General features: G+C 51.9%; 16 protein-coding genes and 1 pseudogene. 5 read left to right on the top strand and 12 right to left on the bottom strand.

Annotation, left to right across the window (positions count from 1 at the left end):
* The first annotated feature begins 129 nt into the window (after positions 1-129).
* Positions 130-495: a hypothetical protein gene (locus V2P20_RS02020; protein WP_331815582.1), complete on the top strand. Its 366-nt coding sequence runs from the start codon at positions 130-132 to the stop codon at positions 493-495.
* Positions 496-627: 132 nt separating this feature from the next.
* On the opposite strand, the gene V2P20_RS02025 is transcribed toward V2P20_RS02020, so the two are convergent.
* From V2P20_RS02025 to dnaB, 6 genes are all read right to left on the bottom strand, one after another.
* Positions 628-1,338: a protein phosphatase 2C domain-containing protein gene (locus tag V2P20_RS02025; protein ID WP_331815585.1), complete on the bottom strand. Its 711-nt coding sequence runs from the start codon at positions 1,336-1,338 to the stop codon at positions 628-630.
* Positions 1,339-1,340: 2 nt separating this feature from the next.
* The gene (locus tag V2P20_RS02030; protein ID WP_331815588.1) at positions 1,341-2,663 is read right to left on the bottom strand and encodes a serine/threonine-protein kinase; all 1,323 of its coding nucleotides are present in this window, start codon (positions 2,661-2,663) and stop codon (positions 1,341-1,343) included.
* 380 nt (positions 2,664-3,043) lie between these two features.
* Positions 3,044-4,705, bottom strand: a complete 1,662-nt coding sequence (gene soxB / locus V2P20_RS02035) for a thiosulfohydrolase SoxB (RefSeq protein WP_331815590.1) — start codon at positions 4,703-4,705, stop codon at positions 3,044-3,046.
* 1 nt (position 4,706) lies between these two features.
* Positions 4,707-6,125 (bottom strand): MBL fold metallo-hydrolase, encoded by a 1,419-nt coding sequence (locus V2P20_RS02040; protein ID WP_331815593.1) that lies wholly within the window; start codon positions 6,123-6,125, stop codon positions 4,707-4,709.
* A 199-nt stretch (positions 6,126-6,324) separates the two neighbouring features.
* Positions 6,325-7,422, bottom strand: a complete 1,098-nt coding sequence (alr, locus tag V2P20_RS02045; RefSeq protein ID WP_331815595.1) for an alanine racemase — start codon at positions 7,420-7,422, stop codon at positions 6,325-6,327.
* Between the two features lie 33 nt (positions 7,423-7,455).
* Positions 7,456-8,850, bottom strand: a complete 1,395-nt coding sequence (dnaB, locus tag V2P20_RS02050) for a replicative DNA helicase (protein ID WP_331815597.1) — start codon at positions 8,848-8,850, stop codon at positions 7,456-7,458.
* Positions 8,851-9,200: 350 nt separating this feature from the next.
* Between dnaB and V2P20_RS02055 the strand changes: the two genes are divergently transcribed.
* Together V2P20_RS02055 and V2P20_RS02060 are read left to right on the top strand one after the other, a co-directional pair.
* On the top strand, positions 9,201-11,252 hold the full coding sequence (locus V2P20_RS02055) for a Clp1/GlmU family protein (RefSeq protein ID WP_331815599.1): 2,052 nt from the start codon (positions 9,201-9,203) through the stop codon (positions 11,250-11,252).
* Between the two features lie 116 nt (positions 11,253-11,368).
* A complete protein-coding gene (locus tag V2P20_RS02060; protein ID WP_331815602.1) occupies positions 11,369-11,944 on the top strand; it encodes a DUF2452 domain-containing protein in 576 nt (191 codons plus the stop codon).
* Between the two features lie 47 nt (positions 11,945-11,991).
* Here the strand turns inward: V2P20_RS02060 and V2P20_RS02065 are convergent, their stop codons facing one another.
* The 5 genes from V2P20_RS02065 to V2P20_RS02085 form a co-directional block, all read right to left on the bottom strand.
* The gene (locus tag V2P20_RS02065; protein ID WP_331815605.1) at positions 11,992-12,534 is read right to left on the bottom strand and encodes a DinB family protein; all 543 of its coding nucleotides are present in this window, start codon (positions 12,532-12,534) and stop codon (positions 11,992-11,994) included.
* Between the two features lie 78 nt (positions 12,535-12,612).
* The gene (locus tag V2P20_RS02070) at positions 12,613-13,152 is read right to left on the bottom strand and encodes a hypothetical protein (RefSeq protein ID WP_331815607.1); all 540 of its coding nucleotides are present in this window, start codon (positions 13,150-13,152) and stop codon (positions 12,613-12,615) included.
* 105 nt (positions 13,153-13,257) lie between these two features.
* A complete protein-coding gene (locus V2P20_RS02075; protein WP_331815609.1) occupies positions 13,258-14,277 on the bottom strand; it encodes a glycosyltransferase family 1 protein in 1,020 nt (339 codons plus the stop codon).
* Between the two features lie 435 nt (positions 14,278-14,712).
* A complete protein-coding gene (locus V2P20_RS02080; RefSeq protein WP_331815612.1) occupies positions 14,713-16,440 on the bottom strand; it encodes a di-heme-cytochrome C peroxidase in 1,728 nt (575 codons plus the stop codon).
* Between the two features lie 118 nt (positions 16,441-16,558).
* Positions 16,559-16,714 carry a hypothetical protein gene (locus V2P20_RS02085; protein ID WP_331815615.1) on the bottom strand — a complete coding sequence of 52 codons (156 nt, stop codon included), beginning with the start codon at positions 16,712-16,714 and terminating at the stop codon, positions 16,559-16,561.
* A 225-nt stretch (positions 16,715-16,939) separates the two neighbouring features.
* Between V2P20_RS02085 and V2P20_RS02090 the strand changes: the two genes are divergently transcribed.
* Both V2P20_RS02090 and V2P20_RS02095 read left to right on the top strand, forming a co-directional pair.
* Positions 16,940-17,113 carry a hypothetical protein gene (locus tag V2P20_RS02090; protein WP_331815617.1) on the top strand — a complete coding sequence of 58 codons (174 nt, stop codon included), beginning with the start codon at positions 16,940-16,942 and terminating at the stop codon, positions 17,111-17,113.
* 393 nt (positions 17,114-17,506) lie between these two features.
* Positions 17,507-18,640: pseudogene (locus V2P20_RS02095) on the top strand (IS630 family transposase).
* Here the strand turns inward: V2P20_RS02095 and V2P20_RS02100 are convergent.
* Complete coding sequence (locus V2P20_RS02100) at positions 18,629-18,859, bottom strand: hypothetical protein (protein ID WP_331815619.1); 231 nt, start codon at positions 18,857-18,859, stop codon at positions 18,629-18,631. The pseudogene V2P20_RS02095 and the gene V2P20_RS02100 overlap by 12 nt on opposite strands.
* Between the last annotated feature and the right edge of the window lie 239 nt (positions 18,860-19,098).

Raw genomic sequence — 19,098 nt, forward strand, 5'->3', positions numbered from 1 at the left:
TGCTGTTACGACTTTTCGACAAGTTAGGCCTGAGCAGAGATTGCGAAAAAATAGCCCAACTATTTGACGAATTCAGTGACTACGGGACGATTGCCGCATAAAAGTGTCCGAACTATTGAGATATTAGATGTGAAAAATATTCAGAATGAGATAAAGGTAAAATTCGAAACACCTATAGGCATTGGGACTGGAACCTGGAATGGTGAATTACCGGCTTTAGGTGATTGTACAGATATTGAAATAGATATTGATGATAATTTTGAGTGGGGAAAAAATATAACTACGACAAATAGCAATACTAGTATGATTGCTATAGAAAACAATCTCTTTCGTTTTGTTGCGAGAGTTATTTCTTATGAAGAGGATGATGGATGCCTTACCGTTAAGTTAGGTGATAGTGTTGTTTTCTTAAATGTGGATAACGTGCCTAGTGGCATTCAAGGCTGGGTTGAAGGTAAAACTAAAGCTGTAAGGTTATACCCCACGAATTTGTGATTATTTGATGTTGCAAACAGTGGGAGGAAATTCTGGACTAATTCTGTGACGTTTGATGGGAAGAATCAATGGGGTCAATTTCAATTACTACTCGAAAAAAATCAATATAATCTGACCTTAATGATTTAATGCCTAGAATTGTGCAGCAACTACAGTCGCATCATCTGAAAGAGGAGATGATAGTGTTAGCTTATGAAGCTCGAACAGAAACTCATCTAATTTTTCAGTATCTTTCGAGAGATTAACTAATTTTCGCTTAGAAATGGCGTTGTATAACCCGTCCGAACACAGTAACAGCCGATCCCCAGGCTGTGCCCTGAAGTCTCCTGTTTGGATTTCAAACTTACGCGAGGATCCAAGCGCTGAAAGGAGAACATGAGATCTTTTGTAGTCTTTAAGTCGTGCCTTGGTGAGAACTCCTAACTCAACTAATTTCTGCACCTCTGTTTGGTCACTGGTAAGCGTTTTCAAACCTGCTCCTCTCATCAAATAAGCTCTGCAGTCTCCTACATGCGCAAAAGTTATCAGATTGTTTATAATCTTTACCATGGTTAGCGTTGTAGCTAAAGAGCTATAAGTACTTGGATTGCTATTTACTAGCTGCTTAAGCTTTTCGTCAGTACGATAGAACGGGAGAGTGATATCTAACACGTTACTATTTATCCATTCTTCAATCGTTTCAATTGCAATCTTAGACGACAATAGTCCACTGCTAGACCCTCCAACACCATCAGCAATTGCAAGTATATTAGTTTTATTGGGGAGTGCCAGCAACGTAAAGCCATCTTCATTCTGCTTTCTCGGTGCACCAATGGTAAATGCTCCAACGGCTAGAGACTTCATCTTCAGGCTAACGCTGCTTTAAGTAAACTGTGGAAAAATTCTGCATTGGCCGATATTGATACTAATAAGTGTTGAATCCTCATTTTTATTGGATACCCTCTCACTTGTACTTCAAGAAGGAACCGGTTTATGACATTGGCGTCTGCATCTGCCATTGTGCGGTGATAAAAGGCTCTTTCTACTGCCCATCGATTGTGGCTAACGCCGAGTTCTAGGAGTGCCAAGAGTACGAAAGCCTTTAGCTCTATATCACCAATTGCAAAGAGAGTTTCAAGCTTGGCAGAGATTATATCGCAATAGGAAAATTCAAATCCTTGCGACATTGCAAACTTACAATATCTCATCCCTAAGGACTTCACCAATTGCAGTGAGTCTTGATTTAATTGCACAATATGCTCATTACGTAGTGCTCTGAAAATGTTATCGTTGGCAGTCGACTTCGCCTCATTCTCATCAAGTGCTAGAAAAATTTTGTCCCATTCATCACTACTCAGATCACGATGCTCACCAAGAAGTTCGACAGCTCGCTGTTCTTTCGAAGATGTAAAAAATAGCTGCGCGGTGCTTAAAGCGGCAAAAAGGTCTTCGCGCAACTCGGAAATACTTGCATATCGACGAGATGGATTAGTCTCAGTACATTTTTCTAAGATCGGGCCTATAGGTGGAGAGGCGGTTAGCTTTGTATATGGGATTCGTGGCTGGGCAACGAATATGTCATGAAGAATAGCGCCAAACGAATATATATCAGCCCGAACTGTTGCGCGGCTAAAATCTTGCATCAATTCTGGCGCAGCATAAAAAGCCGTCCCTCCTTGGGCGCCTGTAACTGTCAGCGTAGTGGAATCAGTTGCTCCAGGATCCATTAAGCCAAAATCTGAAATGGCATACCTGAAAGTTCCATCTGAATTAAGGAACTTGAGAACATTCTGGGGCTTAAGATCCCGATGTATTATGCCTTTCTTCGCCAAAAAATCGAGGCCTGAAAGAATATCGAACAAGGCTGGCTTTGGATTTCCAGCTAGCGTATGATCGAAAGCCAAGTCTTTAGCCAGAGTTCCGCCGGTAGCAAACTCCATGACACAATATGGAGGGTTATTATTTGTATCTACATCAACAATTGAAACTATGTTCGGATGATGCAGGGCTTGTTGATACTTAACTTCCCTTTCAAAGCGACGCTTAATTTGATCTATAGGTACGTGAGCCAGTTGAGGGCTAGGATCTAGCACCTTCATAGCAAATAGAACTCCATATTCATTTTGGACCAAGAGAACTCGGGCAAACCCACCACGATCAATGTCTTTAATGTATGTATAGATAGCCATTTTCCTTTTCTGGACCGCTTTCAATTGCTGAATTTTAATTATACCAAGAGCCTCATGATCTTGCTTACAAGCATCCGATCAAGGATGCATTTTTAGTAGGTTAACTTTATTGTTTTAAGCTTGGTTTTTGAGCCTCCCCCCCCCCCAATCTGAACGTTTCAATAATCCGCAGAATCAATAGGGCCAGCTTCGATTGATGCTGAACATTTCAATGATCTGCAATGGTTGAAGACGTCGATTCAACTATCGCCGGGATTTCTGCCTTCCGGCGCTGCCGAACGTAATTTCATTGTCGAAAGTTGGAGTTTTTGTATCCATGGGAAGTACTTTGCTCGGCCGCTTTACACTGAGCGTTTAAAACAGGACTGGCATTTTTCCAATCAAACCCTAACAATTTTATTATCGAACAAATAGTCAGAAACCACATCCCAGACCGGCTTTCCCATATCAGCCTGCCCTACGCTGGCCCAGCCGGTAACTTTATAAGGTCTGTCCTCCGCACAAACATCTCCGTTAACCAGCCGCATGCGGCTGATCCGCCGGCCGAATTCCGCTTCGGGATCGCAGGCAAAGGTCATGCCGCCTACCCTGACCATATCGCCGCCCTGCTGATAATAAGGATCTTTGTTGAACAGATTGTCAGCAACATCCTCCAAAATCGCTTTCAGCTCCCGCCCCGTCAGGGTTCTGACATAGGTTTCAGGATAAGTAATCGCAGTCTGGTCCATGACATCCTCGAAAGTGATGGTCTGCCTAGGCAGCAACGTTGCGCCCCAGCGGAAGCCCGGCGACAGGGCGATTTGCGCATCATTGACCGCAAGCAGGGCATCCAGAATCAGCTGGTCGAACGTGCCGCAAAACGTGTCGCGCCGATAAAGCAGCTCATCAGTGATCGCCAACGGCCGCTGTAATTGCGCTAAATAAGGCCGCCTGATGGCATCGATCAGCGCCTGCATGTCCTTGTCCGGCGGCAACAGATTCGAGAATACCGGTAGCAGACGGTAACGCAGATCCCTGAGCCGGCCGGGCTGAATATCCAGATCCAGCACAGCCAGAAATTTGCCGTGGCTGCCGGCGTTCGTTACCCAGGTTGTCCTTCCGGCATTTCTGACCGGTATGGGCCTCGGCAGCGCATCATGGGTATGACCGCCGAGAATCACATCAAGCCCCGCTACGCGCGATGCCAGCTTAAGGTCGACCGGCGTGCCGTTGTGGGACAGCAGCACGACCACGTCGGCCTCATTGTCGGCCTTGATCTGATTGATGATCTGCTGCAGCTTTTGCTCCTGGATTCCGAACTGCCAGTCCGGCGTAAATTTTTTGGGATTGGCGATCGGCGTATAAGGGAATGCCTGGCCGATAACGGCAACCCTGCCCTGCCTGAAAGTCTTTATGACATACGGCTTGAATACGGCATCGGTTTCGGCATCACCGCCAAACTGCGCCTCCTCGGTCAGGGCGATATTCTGTGCGATGAATTCGCCCCGGAACCGGGCAATATTGTCCAGCACCTGCCGACTGCCGTATGTGAACTCCCAATGCCCCGTCATGATATCGACACCGAGCAGATTCGAGGCGTCGACCATATCCTGCCCTTTGGTCCATAAGGCCGTGGCCGAACCCTGCCAGCTGTCGCCGCCATCCAGCAACAGTGTATTTTCATGGCCGCGCGCCTGCCGGATCTGTTTGATTAATGTCGCCAGATGCGCAAAGCCGCCCATTTTTCCGTAAACGGCAGCCATGTCAGCGAAATCCAGATGCGTGAAGGCATAAGCTTCGGCGCTGCCGGGCTTGATGCCGTAAAAATCGAGAAATTGTCGGCCGATCAAATGCGGCGGCTTGTTCTTGTTTTCGCCAACGCCGATATTGACTGCAGGCTCTCTGAAATAGATAGGCAGCAGCTGGGCATGGCAATCGGTAAAGTGCAGCAGCGTCGCATTGCCGAATTCAGGCAGATCATACAGCTCGGCAGGTCGACCAGCGCAGCCCGACAGCCCAAGCAAGGCCAGGCATTGAAGGAAATGGCGGCGATTCATGCGCATATTAAGGGATAATGATCCGACAGTCAGGCACTTTCTGCTGCAGCAAACGCTGCAAGGTTTGCTTGGCCTCTGGCTCGCCATGCACGAGCCGGATTTCCTGCGGCTTGTTGCGCATGCGCGTGACAAAACGGACCAGCGAATCCTGATCCGCATGCGCGGAGTAGCCGTCTAACGTATAAACGCCGGCTTTGATCGTATAAAACCGGCCATCAAGCTCGACTTGGCCATGCGCCGGCCCGTTTTGCTGAATCGTTCTGCCGGGCGTGCCCTCGGCCTGAAAGCCGGCGAGCAGAATGTCCGTTCGCGGGTCTTCGATCAGGGCTTTCAGATAATTGAGCATGCGTCCGCCGCTGCTCATGCCGCTGGCTGCCAGCACGATGCATGGCTTGGCCGTGCGTTTTAAATAAGAAAGCGCATCCAGATGATCCTGATGGCTGTTGATGGTTGTTAATTGTTCAAACGACAGCGGACGGCGGCCGGCGTTGACCCTGGCGCGGGCTTCGGCATCCCAGAAGGCTTTCAGCTTTCTGTAGGCCTGCGTGAATTTGTTGGCCAGCGGCGAATCGACAATGATTTCGATCTCGCCCCAGGCCAAGCCTTTCGCCACGAGCTCATCTCGGCTGTGATGAATGATGTCTTCAAACTCATAGAGCAGCTCCTGTGTACGTTCGATGCTGAAAGACGGTATCAGGATCACGCCGCTGTTTTTCAGGCTGCGCTTGATGTGCTGCTTCAGCAGGGCTTTCCGCTGGCGGCGATTGACGTGTTTTCTGTCGCCGTAAGTGCTTTCCAGCACCAACACATCGGCTCCATAAGGCGGCTTCGGCGCCGCCAGCAAGGGCGTGTAGGGGTTTCCCAGATCGCCGGAAAAGACAATGCGCTGCCTGGCGGATGCCGTTTCGACATCACATTCGATATAGGCCGAGCCCAGAATATGGCCAGCCGGCTTGAATCTCACCCGGAGCCTGGCGCTGCCGTCTCCCGCTAACGGAACCGTCTGCCAGCTGCCATAAGGAACCGCAACGATCCGGGTCTTCAGCACGTCCAGAAATTGGCGCGCCAGCTCTTTATCAAGCGCCAGACCGACTTCCACGGCATCTTTCAGCACCAGCGGCAATAACTCGGCCGTCAATTCGGAGCAATAAATCGGCCCTTGAAAACCCGCCGCCATCAGATAGGGAATCCGCCCGACATGATCGGCGTGGCAATGCGTAATCAGCAACGCCCGCACGGACGCAATCGGAAAATCGATAGCCAGGCGGTTGTAATTGGCGCCGCCCGGCGCGGCTTCTAGGCCTTGGAATAATCCGCAGTCGATCAGCACGGAATTGGCCTGGTCGATCTGCAACTCATGGCAGGAGCCTGTCACGCCGGTGATGGCGCCATGATGCAGGATTAACGGATAGGATGAGTAATTCATGCCGACTTTCGCGACCTTGATATTAAGAAGCGATATTATGCAGGAATCAATTTTTCGGCGATATAGCGAACTTCTCCAATCCGGGCCAAGCTGCAACCTCAATGACGAAACTCAAAACCACTTGATCGCATGGATGGCCTAACACAGCTGTGCTACAAAGTTTCGGGTCGAATGAATTCGACCCTACGACTGCATAGCATCAGCTATTTTTATGGACCGGTGCGCCTTCAATAATCTGCACGCGCGGCGTGATGCCGCACACCAGCGTATAAGGAATGGTATCGGCGCACCGGGCGATTTCCTCAACAGCCAATCCCTCGCCCCACAAAGTCACTGAATCGCCGGGTTTTGCGCCCGGCTGAGTGGCCAGATCGACGGTAATCATATCCATGGATACCCGGCCGATCAGCGGCACGCGCTTGCCGTTGACCAGCACCGGCGTTCCGGGTTTGGCATAGCGCGGATAGCCGTCGCCGTAACCGATAGCCACCACACCCAGCGTCGTATTTTTCCTGCACATCCAGCCGCCGCCATAGCCGACGGTTTCGCCTTCCAGAACCGGCTTGACCGCGATCAGCCGCGAGTGCAGGCTCATGACCGGTTTGAGCCCCAATTCCTGTCCCGTGCTGCCGGGGAACGGGGAAATGCCATAAAGCATGACGCCAGGGCGCACCCAATCGGCCAGTGACTCCCTCCAGCCTAATATGCCGGCCGAGTTGGCGATGCTGCGCTGGCCGGGTAAAGAGGCCACGGTTTCATTGAACAGACGGATCTGTTTCAGCGTTTTATCGTCATTTTTATCATCGGCGCTGGCCAGATGCGTCGCCAGATTGACAGGATGCCTGAGGATGGCGCAATGCTGCAGGCGCTCGTAGACAGCAATAATATCCTTGGCCTTAAAACCCAGCCGGTTCATGCCGGTGTCGATTTTCAGCCAGGCCGTAAGGGCTGCCTGCTCTTTCCGGTCGTCGAGGATATCGAGTTGATAAAGGGAATGCAGCAGCGGTTCCAGCTGGTACTCCAGCAGATCGACCACCTCTGAGGCGCGGGTAAAGCCTTCCAGAACGGCGATCCTGTTGCCGAACCCGGCCTTGCGCAGGCGAATGCCTTCGTCGACGCGCGCCACGGCAAAGGCATCGGCGCTTTGCAGGGCTTCGGCGATGCGCAGCACGCCGTGGCCATAACCGTTCGCCTTGACGACCGCCATGACTTTGGCGCCGGGCGCGCAGCTGCGCACTTTCGCCAGATTATGCTGAAACGCATCCAAATCAAGTACCGCATAGGCTGCTGCTGTCATTCATACCCTCCCGGGTACAAGTTATTCATAGGGTTATTCATAATCGTCATCGCCATAGGGATTACCGGCGAAATTTTCAAAACGCGTGTATTGCCCGAGGAAAGTCAGCCTGACCGTGCCGATAGGTCCGTTACGCTGCTTGCCGATGATGATCTCGGCAATGCCTTTGTCCGGACTGTCCGGGTTGTAGACTTCATCGCGGTATACGAACACGATCAAGTCGGCGTCCTGCTCGATACCGCCCGATTCACGCAAATCCGACATCACCGGCCGTTTGTTCGGGCGCTGTTCCAGGTTACGGTTGAGCTGGGACAGGGCGATGACCGGCACTTCCAGTTCCTTGGCCAGCGCCTTGAGCCCTCTGGAAATATCGGAAATCTGCTGCACGCGGTTGTCGCCGCTGGCGGGCGATTGCATGAGCTGCAAATAGTCGATCACGATCAGGCCCAGCGGGCCATGCTCGCGCACGAGCCGTCTGGCCCGGGAACGCACTTCGGTCGGCGTCAGGGCCGGCGTATCGTCGATGAACAATTTGGTTTCGGCCAGCAGGTTGATCGCGGAAGTCAGGCGCGGCCATTCGTCGTCATCGAGCTTGCCGGTTCTGACCTTGTGCTGGTCGATGCGGCCCAGGGACGACATCATACGCATGGCCAATGAATCGCCGGGCATTTCCATACTGAACACTGCCACCGGCTTGTCGCCCTTGATGGCGATGTTCTCGGCCATGTTCATGGCAATCGTGGTCTTGCCCATCGACGGTCGTCCGGCCACGATGATCAGGTCGGACGACTGCAGGCCCGACGTCATCTCATCGAAATCGGCAAAGCCGGTGCTGGCGCCGGTGATGTTGCCTTCCTGTTCGAACAGCGTTTCAATCTTGTCGACGGCTGTCGCCAGCAATGTCTTGATCGACTGAAAGCCGCCCTGCCCGCGCTGCTTTTGCTCGGCGATTTCAAAAACCTGGCGCTCGGCGTTTTCGAGCAGCTCGGCCGTATCGCGGCCCTCGGGGTTAAATGCCGAATCGGAAATGTTGGTGCCGACATGAATCAACTGCCGCAATACCGAGCGGTCTCTGACGATGTTGGCATAAGCGACGATATTGGCGGCGCTGGGCGTATCTCTGGCCAGCATGCCCAGATAGGCCAAACCGCCGGCGTTTTCCAGTTCGCCTATGGCATCCAGCGCTTCGGATAGCGTAATGACGTCGAAAGGAATCTGTTTTTCGGCCAGTTGCGCGATGGCCTTGAAAATCAGCCGGTGATCTTTCCTGTAAAAATCGGTCTCTACTATTTTATCCGCGACTGAATCCCAGGTTTGATTGTCCAGCATCAATCCGCCCAGCACCGACTGCTCGGCCTGGATGGAATTAGGCGGGACTTTCAGGGCATCCAGGGCGTAATCACGGTCATAAGAATAATTTTCGGGCATAATCCACAGCGCTAAAAATGTTAATCAAAGGTGCTTACTCAAGGACAGGCGAGTCTGAAAACTTCAGACAATGCGCGGAAAAAATAATAAAGAATAGCCAAAATAACGATAAGGTAGCGAGAGGGCTGATTGTCAGTGATAGCCTGTGCCATATCATTGAATTTCGACATTTCCTTCTTTGAAGAAAGGGATATTATAGACCAGTTTGGCCTCATGCACTTACCGAATTATTTGCCGGAAACACTCTGCCTTCTTTGTTCATCACCGGTCTTCAAGCCTATCCGTCAGCAAAATACGCAGAGTTTAAGGCTTGCCGCTTAAAATAGTTTTAATCGATTAAGGGGCGCTACATGAAAGCCGGCGATGCCGAGGTTGCCGAACGGACGGCAGCCTCCACGGTCAATAACTTAACCGATCCCGTTCAGATAATCGCCATGCCCCATTCATTGCCGTTATTGCCCTATCAACCTTCAGACCTCGCCGACCGGCTATTGGCTGGCGGACAGCGGATTTTGCTGTGCGGAGAAACCGGCATCGGCAAGTCCACACTGACCGCCGAGCTGGCGCGCATCATCGCCTCTCACGGCCAGGACTGCTTCTGCATTACTGCCGATCCCGGATCGCCCGGCTTCGGCCTGCCCGGCACCGTGTCTCTGGGGCAATGGCGGGCGTCCGGCTGGCGCGTGCTGGCCTTTGAAGCCCTGTGTACGCTCGATGCGGGCCGTTTCCGCCTGCCGCTGATAACGGCCGTAAACAGGCTGATCATTCAAGCACCGCCCGGCTTGCTGCTGATCGATGCGCCGGGCGTGATCCGGGGCATTGCCGGCTCGGAGCTGCTGACCGGCATGGTCGAATTATTGAATATCGATACCGTACTGATGCTGGGGCGGCAGTCCAAACAGGTGCCGCTGCTGAACGAGCTGCTGGCGCTGCCGGTTCGCGTCATGGCGGTTCATGCCCATCCCGAGGCTCGCCGGCCCGGCAAAAAGGCGCGGGCCCGAAACAGAACCGGGACATGGCGGGCCTATCTCGACACCGCGCATGAAACAACGTTGAACCTGTCCGGCATCCGGCTGACCGGCGCTCCGCCGCCCGTTGATGTGCCCGACGCCTGGCCGGGCCGCCAATGCGCCTTCATCGACGCCGGCCGTACCGTGTCCATCGGCGAGATCGTCGCCCTACAGGACGGGAAGCTAAACGTCCGACTGCCTGCAGCCTCGGCAACAACCGATATTTTGCTGCTGCGCGATGCGCGCACCGAAAAAAACGGCCTGCTCGGCAGCGCCGAACCGTTTTCATCCAGTGCGCTGCAATACCTGCCGCCGACCGATGCCCTGCCTTATCCAACAGCCAACTACAGCGGCGGCCCGCGCCCGGTTGCCAAACTGATCGGTGCCTATGCAGCGCTGGTCAATGGCGTCTTCGACGATCCGCTGCTGCATCTGCGGTTGCGCCAGCAACAACGAAGCCTGCTGTTCGATCTGGGCGATTCGGGCAGGCTGCAGGCCCGCATTGCCCATCAAGTCAGCGATGTATTCATCAGCCATGCCCATATCGACCATATCGGCGGCTTCCTCTGGCTGTTGCGTTCCCGCGTCGGCGGATTTCCCGTCTGCCGATTGTTTGGTCCGCCCAGCTTGATCGGCCACATTCAAGGGCTGATCAATGGATTTCTCTGGGACCGTATCGGTGATACCGGACCGGTTTTCGAAATCGCCGAAGTGCATGGCAACCGGTTGCTGCGGGCCCGCCTTAAGGCCGGTTTTCAAGACCGTGAAGATTTGCCGGAAATCCGCATCACTGACGGCCTGCTTGTCGACGATCCGCTGTTCAGCGTCCGCACGATCACGCTCGATCACGGCACACCGGTGCAGGCATATGTCTTTGAGAGCAAGGCCAGACTCAATGTGGACCAGACCGCTCTGAAAGCGCATGGCCTGAGCGCCGGCCCCTGGCTTAACCGGCTCAAGCAATGCCTAGCCGAAGGCGATAAAGAAGCGCAGATTCTCTTGCCCGACCATACCACCCGGAAGGCGGCAGAACTCGGCGCCCGGCTCGTGACCGTCACGCCCGGCGAAAAACTGGTCTATGCGACCGATCTGGCCGACACGGAAGCCAATCGAAGCGCCCTGGCCGCCTTGGCCCGCAATGCCGACATCTTGTTCTGCGAATCCGCTTTTCTCGAAACCGACCGCGAGCAGGCGCGCAGGACCGGCCATCTGACGACACAGGCCTGCGGCCGGATCGCAACCGCCGCCGATGTCCGGCAACTGGTGCCGTTCCATTTTTCCAGGCGTTATGAAACTTGCCTCGAAACGGTTTATCAGGAACTGACCGACGCTTGCTCGCGCGTCGTCATGCCGCCGAAGGACAGCCTGCAAGACATCCGCAAACAAGCTTGAAGCGTCGTTACGGCAATCATTAAAAACCACGAAGGCCGCGAAGTTATCTATTTTTTCTTCGTGATCTTCGTGGTAAAAACCTTGCTTAACATCACTGAATGACTGCGTTATAACCTATGACTTTCAAATCCCCGAACCCTCAGGGCAAAGGACTCGTTCCGGTTCTGGAAAGCCTGATGCAGACCAGAAAAAACCTGGCCGTTCCCGCCAAGGACATCCTGCAGATAGCCAATGAACTGTTCACCTCGCTTTTCGTGCTGAACAGCCGGATCAAGTTCAAACCGGCCGTCGGCCAGACTTACTGGCTGTACCGGAAGGATGGACTGTATGGGCTTTCTCTGATCGCGCCTGAAGAGTGGTCGTCTTCAAAATACGGCCAGTTTATCGGCGACTGCAAATTGCAAACGGATCTGACCTGGACGCTGGAATTATCGGAGCAATGCCGGGTCGACCGGCAGCTCATGGCGGAAATCACGCAGCAGCGCGAGCGCTTCGATCAAAAACTGAAAACGGCTGAATACATTGACGACATACTGCCTGTTTACATAGAGTCCTTGCCTTTCTATTCGCGCGTGCTGGCTTCGGCGCTGGCCCATTCCCTAGGACAATCCATGCAAAAAGGCGGGATTAGCGGACTGAGTTTTAATCAGGCGCGAAGAAAGATGTTGCCAGCCCAAACACAATCGCCCTAAATGATTGTCTGCTTTTTTAATGATTACTTCAGGCATTCGTAAATAAGTTATGTATCAGTTTCGTTGGGAATGAGAGCGAGCAAATCCGTGACTCCGACATCGACGCCGGCTTGCGAGAGAAGAGTCGTCGCCTGGCCGCGATGGTGGGTTTGATGGTTGAAGAAATGCATGACAAGGCTGAAAAAGTTCTTCTGCGCAGGTATGCCTTTCATATTTGAATAACTCAGGGCGTAGTCCAGGTCGTGTTCATCAATGGAATGTACCCATTCGATGATGGCCTGATCAAGCGATTTCCTGTGTTCTGAAAGGCTTTGAATGTCTGCAAAGAGCATCTGATCAAGGCTTGTTGGGGTTGGCAGATCTCGTATCATATCGAGCGCTGCATAATTGGCGGGATGGGCTGCGAAGCGCTTCAGCCAAATGGTGTCTGCAACGGCTAAATGGTTAAGTGTTCCGAGAATGGAGCCGAAGAATGCTTTTCTATTGGCATTAAGCGCTGCGATGGGCAAGTTTATGGCAGCCTCATACAGTTTGGCATTCATCCATTCGTTGTACTCCGCCATCAGGCAGATAGGGTCGGTACGGCTCACAGAGATTCTCCTAAAGCAAATAACATTCGACATTAAGCCGAACCGCAAGGCAGTATCGGCTTGAATGACTTGGCTGTGCTACCACTTCATAAAAGGCGGCGGGCTTAACGGGTGCTCGGAGAACCAGTCTGTTGCACCTTGCATGAGAAATCTATGAAATCCGCTGTTCGGTATGGCTTTCTTGACCTGCCTGATATAGCGCCTTGGAAGTCCGAATGTGAAAAAACCCAGTGAGAAATCAATGAGATCGCCCTTTCGAAACAGCTCAACCAAGGGATAACGCTCATCGCCATAACTACGTACTTTATGGTGAAATTCGACCATTAAGCCGATTTCATCAGACCAAGCCTGAAGCCCTGCATTGGATAGATACTGTTTTGCCTGGGCAACCGACGGAGGGATATAGTCCATCGTATGGTCTGACCAGATGCCAATATCGTGGAAGCATGCCGCGATAGCCAGTTTTGATTTTTCTTCTTCTGTGCAGGAATGGAGCGCCAGGCAGAAATTGAACACGCGATATACATGTCCTCTATAGCCAGGGTAGTCATCCCCGATCCTGCTCTTCCACTCCGAAAGAATCTCCTCGATGAGAGGGTGTTTTGTCTCAATGCTCATGCAAATTCCCTTTATAGATAATTAAAAAATTCCGCGTATCTTCTCTGCTTTTGACACGAAAAGCAACGTAGTTCTGACGCTAGCAAAAAATTCACAAGCGTTTCATCATTCGAACTGATCCGAAACCGGAACAAGATTATTAAAAAATTGCTCGGTGCAATTAGCCCAGGAATAGTTCAAGGCGTAATCTCGACAGTCTTGCGCATCTAATTGCAAAGCCTCAGTGATAGCCTTTTTTAAATCATGATCAAGCTTCCCTACATTATCGCTGGCAATCACATCCATAGGCCCTCTTACCGGAAAAGCCGCAACAGGGATGCCGCTGGCTAACGCCTCCAGCATGACAATGCCAAAAGTATCGGTGAGACTAGGAAAAACAAATACATCCGCGGCAGCCATATAGTTGGCCAGGTGATCACCAGTTTGAAAACCGACAAAAACCGCTTCAGGAAATCTGGCTTTGAGTTCTTTCAGCAGCGGCCCATCCCCTACCACAATTTTTGTTCCTGAAAGGTCCAAAGATAAAAAAGCGCCGATGTTCTTTTCAACAGCGACTCTTCCGACAAACATCGATATGGGGCGAGACAGTGATAAGAAAGCTTTATCCCTTGGATAATAAAGACCGGTATCCACGCCGCGCGACCAACGAACCATGCTGTTTTTAAACCCTCTGGCAATCAGATCCGATTCTACCGAAGGCGAAGCCACCATGATCTTTCTTGCCGGCGCATGAAACCAGCGCAGAAAGCCGTAGCCCCACGAGACAGGAATTTTAAAGCGCAAATTGACGTATTCTGCAAATAAGGTATGGAACGACGTGGTAAATGCCAGATTCCGGCTAAGGCAATACCGCCGCGCCGCGATTCCCAATGGCCCTTCCGTGGCGATATGAATGCGTTGAGGCTTGAACTCATCCAGCTGGGTTTTCAATTTTTTATAACAGCCAAGCGCCAACCGGATTGAAGGATAAGTCGGGCAGGGAACGGTCTTGAATTGATCCGGGGTAATGAGCTTGATCCGATGTCCCGATCGCTCCAAGCTTGCGCAGGTGTTTGATATGGTCGTCACAACGCCATTTATTTGTGGATGCCACGCATCGCTGATAAACGCAATTCTCAATGTCATAAAGTTCCCGGATGTTATCTGCCCATAGCCGCCAACTGTGCAGGTCTTTAGACTGAAACTATAGATTTCTAGTCAAAAACGTAAGTTGCAAAATTTCAATGCTATAGCGTGAATATGACCGTTTAATGAAAATCGTGTCGGTAAAATTTTTTATGCAGGAATAAAGAGGCGACCTGATCTCGCGTAGTTATTTGAAGGCAAGATTTGCCGAATGCACAAAAAGCACGGCCTCGATCCTCCCTGATTCTTCCGGAAAACATGGCTCATGCGGACCGGCCTGAGTGCAATGGCATGAAAAAGGCTATGAATAATGTCCTTACCGTGCTGGCTCTTTTTGGGCCGGCACGCACTGCGACTCGGTACAAGGCACCTGCGCCAACGACAACACCAGCGACATGCAGGCCCGGCGGTACCTGCACGTCAAGTCCAGAGATACTACAAAGTCTTCAGAAACTCGATCAGATCCCAACGCTCGTCATCGGCAAGATCGGTTCCGTAGTAATGCCCCGTGTTCAAATTGCCCGGCAGGCTCGCATCGAACCTGAAGGCATGCTGGCCCGGTTTCGAACGAAAACCGACTGCTTGCGGATCAAACTCGTGGCTTCCTACATAGAACATTTTCCGACGTTCACTAGGCGGCAGCAGCAATTGATACAGATTCGGCACCGAACCGTTATGGAGATACGGCGCGGTTGCCCAGATGCCATCCAGCGGACGGGCGCGATAGGCAAGCAGATTTTTCGGCTTATACGGAGGCAAGCCCTGCGCCTTGAGCCGGTAGCCGATCAGCTCGGCTTTTTCCGCGGGGCTGAACGGCGGATAGGCATCGGCGATGCCGCTGGATACGGCCATGCCGACCAGTGTCGACAACAGCACAGGCGCTGGAAGTTCCGTAGCTCCGGTGAAAGGCGCCGGCAGTAACGGCGCCAGACTGCCGGTGTTCGCTTTGCGGGTGGCAAAGTTTAACGATGTTGCCGGATCGGTGCCGATCTCGTTGAGAGGGGTCATTCGCGTTTCGATAAAGCTGACACCGAATAAGTTCTCGTCCGACGGCGTCATCGGATAGAGCCCGTTCGCATCCGGCAATGAATGACAGGACTCGCAGCTAGGCTCGCCGCCGCGCGATGCCGAATATAACACGCGCCCGCGGGCGGCCTTTTCGCTATCGATCGGGCCCAGCGCCAATACCGGCCATTTCGGCGATGTCAGGCTGCCCACCCGTTTCTCCAGTTCAAACAGCTCTCTCGGCCTTGCCGTGCTCTTGCCCAACTCGGCAAGCGAACCGGTCAGATTGACGTGCCCGAATACGCCCAGCACCTCCCCGACATTGCGGCCAAACGGATTATTGGCCGATCCGTTCCATTGAACCCAGTCCAGCCGCGGCGAGGTCCACAGGAATGGATAACTGACCGGCGCATCGGGTGCGCGGACATTGTCCGGCTGTTGCAGATCGCGGCCAAAGACTTCGTTCATGATGATGCCGAACGCATCGACGCGGCCATAACCGTATGGATGCGTGGGCGTGCTGCGCGCGTCGTACTGCTCCAGCCAGGTCAGTTGGTCGGATACTCGCGCCTGCAATGCAGCCTTGGCAGCGCCTGTGGGATCGGTCAATATAGCCTGGGCGAAGCGATCGAATTTCTCCGGCTGTTCCAGTGTCACACGCAACGCCTGGATCAGGCGCTTCAAAAACATGGTGAAATCGCCCAGCGTCGGCGCGCCATCGATGCGGATAGTCTGCCCCCGATAACGGATTTCGCCGGTATGACAGGCGGCGCAAGTCATGCCGACCCAATCCTCGCCATTGTCTACCGGTTCCCTGGCGAATCCGATCGGCAATCCATCTGGGTTGCTGGGCGTATAGGGCTCGTCATCGGCAAGGTAACCGAACTGCTCGATGTATTTTGGGTTGATGAACAGCTCGTCTTTATCCGGCTGTTCCAGCGCCAGAAACCACTCATAGGGCAGAAGGTAAGATCCTTGCGGCGTGAAATAGAAACTGCGCCGTTCTTCGTCATTCCAGTTTTGATTCAGGTAAAAAGGAGCATTCAGGTTATGGTTGTCCTTACCTGCATTATCCGCCTCAGCCACCGAAACTCCGGCTTGGCCCAAGCCGGACACCAATGCGGCGAAAAGGCCGATTTTAAAATTATGAAATTGCATGTTTGATCCTCGATCATGTGAAATCAGTCAACAGCCATACGAAGCATGGCGGACAAACGAGTCCAGAATCTGAAGCAGAAATGCTTGGAGGATGGAAAATAAGAAATTCAGTTGTCCGTTACGCCCAGCGGCGGCCGATTATGGGCACCCGATGACACAGTGTCAATAAATGATGACTATAAGCATGAGCAATGACTGACAGCGACGATGGGAACAGCCACTCCATCTCGGCAGCGGTCTTGGCATGGCTCAAAATATTTTTACAGTTCTGCATTTCAGCCTGATCTCAGATGCTCAGCAATCACTCCAGCGTTATTTCGAGAGTTGAAACTGGCTCATCCTGGCCGATAGCGGCTAATCGAAACCTTAAATAACCAGGGCTTACGCAAGCCTGTTTGAAATTTAGAATGATCAATTCTGCTCTTTGCCCTTATCTCAAAAGCGATTTGGCAGTAAGATTACCGCCCTGATACTACACCAGGTGTGGATACGAAGAAACATGAGGAAACGCAAGAAAAATACAAATCAAACCGATCTATTCGAGTTGGTGGCGCATCTGGAACAGTTGGAACAAATAAGCTCCGAACTAAAGATGGTCGAATCGTTGGGTCAGATGGAGTTGAGCACAATCGTTGAAAAACAGATTGACTGGGTGGAGTTGGAAGAAACTTGAATATAGATGCGAGGCTCGGCTAGATACTGAAGCAATGCACTTGCGGCAAGGTCATAATTAAGCAACAGTTGAAAAGAGGAAATATCGCTATCTCCCCTTCCTTAGTTATCCTAATTATTCAACAAGTTGTATCTCTTCTGAGTCTTGTGCGGACTCGCAAGTGAAAGGAGTGCGATTGCAGACGATGGTAGACGCTTGCGCGGTGGCCGGACCTGGACGGAATCTGGCGCTTGATACGGCGATTTGGAACGTCTGAGGTGTACCATCGCAATCTATTGCTGCCTGATCCAAATCGCCACTTCCAATAGTAACATTGGACCTAGTACTCAGTCAGCCTTGTTTTGTCGGATAAGCATCCCCATATACTGAAATTTTGTATGGGGAACGACAAGCATGGCGAAGAAATACCTAGTGCGCCTGACGGCGGATGAACGTACATATTTACAAGGCTTAATTCATAAGGGCAAAGTAGCGGCCTATAAAAGGCTCCATGCTGAAATTTTGCTCAAAGCGGATAGCATGAATTAGGTGAACAATGGCAGGACAGCCGAATCAGTGAAGCTTTTGGCATTTCAACGCGGACGATTGAACGGGTAAGGCAGCGCTTAGTGCAAGAGGGGCTAGAGGCCGCCCTCAATCGAGCTAAACCTAGTCGAGTCAGAAATCGGGTGATTGATGGCGAAAATGAAGCCCATCTCATCGCATTAGTCTGTGGAGATGCTCCGGCTGGCCGTAGTCGTTGGTCCTTGCGTTTGCTGGGACAGCGCATGGTGGAACTGGGCTATGTGGAAAGCGTATCGCACGAAACCGTTCGGCAAACTTTAAAAAAACGAATTAAAACCCTGGCAAACTAAAGAATGGTGCATTCCTGCACAGCAGAATGCCGAATTTGTCTGCGCCATGGAAGACATACTGGACGTGTATCAACGGTCCTACGACGAAACCCATCCGTTGATCTGCATGGACGAAAGCAGCAAGCAACAGCTTAAAGAAGTGCGACCGTCCATACCGGCCAAGCCCGGGTCGGTGGAGAAATACGATACAGAATACGAACGTAACGGTGTCAGTCATCTGTTCATGTTCTTTGAACCGCTGGCAGGCCAACGCCATGTGGCGGTCACCGATCAACGCACGGCAGTGGACTGGGCACACCAAATTCAACACCTGGTGGATGGGCTTTATCCTCAGGCCGAGCGTATTACCCTGGTCATGGACAACTTAAATACGCACACTGGCGCCTCATTGTATAAGGCTTTCTCGCCTGAGCAAGCGAGGAGAATCCTGGATAAGCTGGACATCCATTACACGCCCAAGCATGGCAGTTGGCTCAATATGGCGGAAATCGAACTGAGCATCTTGTCCCGCCAATGTCTGGATCGACGCCTTCCCGACCAGGAGACATTGAAGCAGGAGGTCGCTGTCTGGCAAGAAAAAAGAAATGCCAGGGCTCGCCCTATGGACTGGCGCTTTACCACTGAAGACGCTCGGATAAAATTGAAAAAACTTTACCCGACATTACAAAAATGACTGAGTACTAGTATGTTGAATGATTATCCCAGTTGTGCCAGCGAGGAAACTATTGGCACCCAAATCACAAGTGATCTCAACTGACATGACAGCGGCCCTCCCGACAAGGCGAGCTTCATCTACCACATCGATAGTCGTCACCGCAGTCGCTAGGGTGGGAACTGATAACGCAACCATACCAAGGGCTAATGCAGGGACGAAACTAATACGTTTGTTCATTGCTTTTTTCCTCTTAAGTTAACCTGAGTTCGGGATAAGAAAAAGAAGCAGGTTTTTGTTATAAAAAGAGAAAATAAGTTTTCGACGCTAACTTTCTCAAACAAAAAACCTGCTACTGATAAACTAAACAACCACCCGCTCAAGCGGGTGGGTTCGAATAACGGACTGAAAGTCCGGATACGCGTCGACTAAACGACGCGTCTTAATCCGGCTCCATTTTAAAATTATCGTTTGGGTTA

It is taken from the genome of Methylobacter sp. Wu1, from assembly GCF_036553575.1.
Lineage (GTDB): Bacteria > Pseudomonadota > Gammaproteobacteria > Methylococcales > Methylomonadaceae > Methylobacter.